The sequence below is a fragment of the Phytoactinopolyspora endophytica genome (assembly GCF_004138495.1).
GTDB lineage: Bacteria > Actinomycetota > Actinomycetes > Jiangellales > Jiangellaceae > Phytoactinopolyspora > Phytoactinopolyspora endophytica.
In genome coordinates, this window is sequence record NZ_ML142856.1 from 310,839 (window position 1) to 314,429 (window position 3,591).

4 protein-coding genes are annotated in these 3,591 nt (G+C 69.0%); all 4 read right to left on the minus strand.

Annotated features, from left to right (window positions below):
• The coding region (locus ELR45_RS17745; protein WP_129667607.1) for an inositol-3-phosphate synthase at positions 1 to 1,155 on the minus strand (1,155 nt) is incomplete at its 3' end.
• Positions 1,156 to 1,213: 58 nt separating this feature from the next.
• Positions 1,214 to 1,951: an ABC transporter ATP-binding protein gene (locus ELR45_RS17750; protein ID WP_129667559.1), complete on the minus strand. Its 738-nt coding sequence runs from the start codon at positions 1,949 to 1,951 to the stop codon at positions 1,214 to 1,216.
• On the minus strand, positions 1,948 to 2,736 hold the full coding sequence (locus ELR45_RS17755; RefSeq protein ID WP_129667560.1) for an ABC transporter ATP-binding protein: 789 nt from the start codon (positions 2,734 to 2,736) through the stop codon (positions 1,948 to 1,950). Before ELR45_RS17755 ends, ELR45_RS17750 begins: the two co-directional genes overlap by 4 nt.
• 23 nt (positions 2,737 to 2,759) lie before the next feature.
• Positions 2,760 to 3,591: ABC transporter substrate-binding protein (locus tag ELR45_RS35395; protein ID WP_165367872.1), on the minus strand; the 832-nt coding region annotated here is incomplete at its 5' end.

Sequence of the window (3,591 nt, forward strand, 5' to 3'; positions counted from 1 at the left end):
CCGCGCGCACCAACGGGTCAGGGCGTCCCATTGCTCGCTCAATGCGTGCACGTCGCCGCCCGCTGGATCCTTGAAGAAGAAGCCCAACGCCGCCAGCGGACCTACCTGGCCGGCCTCATGCGCCCGGGCCACCAGCCGCGCGAGATCCAGCACCAGTGGCGCCGCCAGAGCCGAGTCACACCCAGTCCAGGTGAATTGCAACGACATCCGGGTGCCCAGGAACCCCTCGAAGGAGACCATGTCCCACGCCGTCTTCCAATCCCCCAGGTCCGGCACGTAGTCGATATGTAACGGCCCGTCGACGCGGTGGCCCAAGATGGCCTCCAGCCCCTGGCCTTTGGTGGCGGTCTTACTCACCGCGTTGGCCGGATCCGCCAGTGTCAGCCCGTCACCCCCACCCAGCAGGTTCACCGACGACCACGACCGAACGCGCAGCGCACGCATCGCGAACATCGGAGCCAGCACGGTCTTCAGCAATGTCTCCCCGGTCTTGCCGTCCGAACCTGCCCAGGGCAACGCGACCACCTCGGCGAGCTCCGCGAGCGCCGGCAGCCGCGGCCCAGGGCTCGGCGTGAACGCCACCACCGGACACCCCGCCCGCAGCGCCGCATACGCGTACAACGAGCTCGCCGGCAGCGGAGACTGACCGGCGTCCAGCGCCTGCTCCAGCGCGTCCAGCGTCATCAGCTCCGGCGTCACCCGCACCGGCGGCTCGGTGCTCGACACATCGACCACCACCACCCGTTCCAGCTCGTTGTCCTCCTGGAAAGCGCGTAGATCCGCCTGCAACGAAGCGGCCGTCTCCCGCTGCGGCCGCCCGTCACGAAGCACGCCGCGCAGGACCGACCGATCCACGCCCGCCAGTTCCTCGGACAACGCGGCTGCGACGGCATGCGGGACGACGCCGGCCGCCACCAGCTGTTCCACTCGTTTCGGCAACGGCACGTCCGCGACGTCATGGCCGCCGAACACCAGCCCGTTCAGCTCGGGAAGCCCTGCAGCAGACAGCGGCGCCAGCTCGCTGACCAGTCCGATCTGCTCGGACAGCCCAGCGCGCAGGGCCAGCGCTCCGGCCACGGCGGTGCTCGCGACCGATCCGCGAGCGCCGACGAACCACACCCCGGTGCGGGAATCGCTCGACGATCGGATGGGCATATCGGTATCCGTCACGTACGCCTCCTTGGTCGTGGCTACGCCTTGTATAGGGCCGGCATCACCGGACGGCCCGGTCCGCGGCGCCGACGCCCAGGTACCGGCGTTGCAGGTCAGGGCGGGTCAGGAGCTCGTCCCCGGCGAACTGCGCCTCGATGGCGCCGGACACCATGACGAGCTGGCGGTGCGCCATCCGGACCGCGGCGCGCAGGTTCTGCTCGACGACGAGGACGGCCACTCCCTCGTCGACCAGGTGATGCACGGCGTCGACGAGGACATCGACGATGGTCGGAGCCAGCCCTTCAGACGGCTCGTCCATCACGATCAGGTCCGCGTTCAGCAGCAGCGCCCGCCCGACAGCGAGCATCTGTTGCTCACCGCCGGACAGGTTTCCGCCACCGTGCCGCTTACGCTCCGCGAGACGGGGGAACAACTCGTAGACCGCCTCCGGTGTCCACCGTTTGTTCCGCGTTCCTCGCGCCAGCATGGCGAGATGTTCATCCACCGTGAGCGACGGGAAGAGCCGGCGCCCCTGCGGGACGTAGGCGATGCCCATCCGGGCGATCCGCTCAGGCGCGTGCCCGTCGACCCGCCTGCCGCGCAGCGAGATGTGCCCATCCGACGACGGCAGGAAGCCGACCAGCGTGTCGCACAGGGTGGTCTTGCCCATGCCGTTGCGGCCCACGATGGCGACCGCCTCCACACCCATGCTGAACTCGAGCTCTTCCAGCACCATCGACGCGCCGTAGCCTGCGTACAGACCGCGGACGTCGAGCACGGGCTCGCCGGTCTCGCTCATGACGTCGCCTCCACACCGAGATAGATCTCGTGCACTTCCGGGTCACTCTGGACCTGCTCCGGCGTGCCGGCGGTGACCATCGCACCGTCAGCCATGACCACCACCCGCTGCGACAAGCTGAACGCCACCTCCATGTCGTGCTCGATCAGCAGCAGCGTCACCTCTCCGGCCAGCGAGTCCAGCAGTTCGACCAGTCGCTCCCGCTCACCGCGAGAGAGACCGGACGCCGGTTCGTCCAGCAACATCACGTCCGGCTGGGCAGCCATGGCCATGCCCAGCTCGAGCTGTCGCTTCTGCCCGTGTGCGAGCTCACCCGCCGCCGTGCCGAGGTGGTCGGCAAGCCATACCGCCTCGGCCACCTCGGCAGCGTCCTGGTCCAGCTGCCGGTCGACGGGCGAGCGCCACAGCGGCCAGTGACGGCCGCGGTGACCGGCGATCGCGAGGTAGATGTTGTCCCGGACGGTGAGCCCGTCGAAACTCCGGGCCTTCTGGTAGGTCCTGGCCATCCCCAACCGGGGCCGGTGCCGCGAGGGAAGGAATGTGCAGTCCTGCCCCTTGATGGCGACCGTCCCGTCGGTGGGCGCGATGTCCCCGGCGATGACGTTGAACAGAGTCGTCTTGCCGGCTCCGTTCGGGCCGAGGATCGCCAGCCGCTCGCCGCGGGTGACGTCGAGGTCGATGCCCTTCAAGGCGAGCAGGCCCCCGAACGCCACCACAACCGAACGCACCTGGATCACTGGGTCCGCGACCGCCGGGACGGCGGGGGCGGGGGTGGTCTGGGTCATGGCTGCCCTCTCCTCACCTGCGGCTACTGCTGCGGTACGCCGTCGACGACCGGGATGGCGTTGCCCACCCACGGAAGGTCGCGCTCCTCGCACTCCGGGAAGTCGCGGGACGGAGACGGCGTGTCCGCGCTGAACGTGCCGCCGAATGTCTGGTCGACACCGGGGACGATCGCCACGGTCTCCTGCACGACCTCGCCCTCGTCATTCACGGCCAGCTGGGACAAGCCGACGTCGACGATGCCGCTGCGGTTCTCGTCCAGGCTGATGTCTCCGTACGGCAGCTCGAGCGTGAGGTCGCTGATCGCGGCGTGCAGCGCGTCCAGGTCGGAGATATCGCCGTCCACCGCCGCGAGCCCTTCGGCCAGGGCGATGCCCGCCGTGTAGTAGCCGTAGAAGAACCCGAAGGCGGCCGCGACCGACGGCGGAGCCGGCTCGTTACCGCTCAGCGATCCGGGTAACGTTTCCCAGGTGGCATCGGCACTGGCCAGGTACTCCTCGATCTCTGGCGTCCGCACATCACCCGGCAGCGTGGCGAAGCCGCCGATGTAGGCACCGGCGATGTCGGTGCCCAATGCCTGAGCCAGGTCCGGGTTGAAGAACAGGTTGCCGGCGTGCTGATCACCGGTCAGGTCGCCCTTCGCGTTCACAAAGGCTTCCAGCGACGCTTGGGTACCTGTGCCGCCGACCGCCCAGAAGTACCCGTCGACCTCGTCCGGATCCGGCAGCTGGGCGATGTAGGACGAGTAGTCCGTCGTGCCGAGCGGCGGGAACACCCGATGCGTCACCTCGCCGCCGACGGCGCAGAAATCGGCGATGAAACCTCCCGCGGAGGTGTGGCCGAAGCTGTAGTCGTCG

Excerpts from the sequence above, each read along its gene's own strand:
- ELR45_RS17755 (WP_129667560.1), bottom strand. The coding sequence starts at position 2,736 with ATGACCCAGACCACCCCCGCCCCCGCCGTCCCGGCGGTCGCGGACCCA.
- ELR45_RS17750 (WP_129667559.1), bottom strand. The coding sequence starts at position 1,951 with ATGAGCGAGACCGGCGAGCCCGTGCTCGACGTCCGCGGTCTGTACGCA.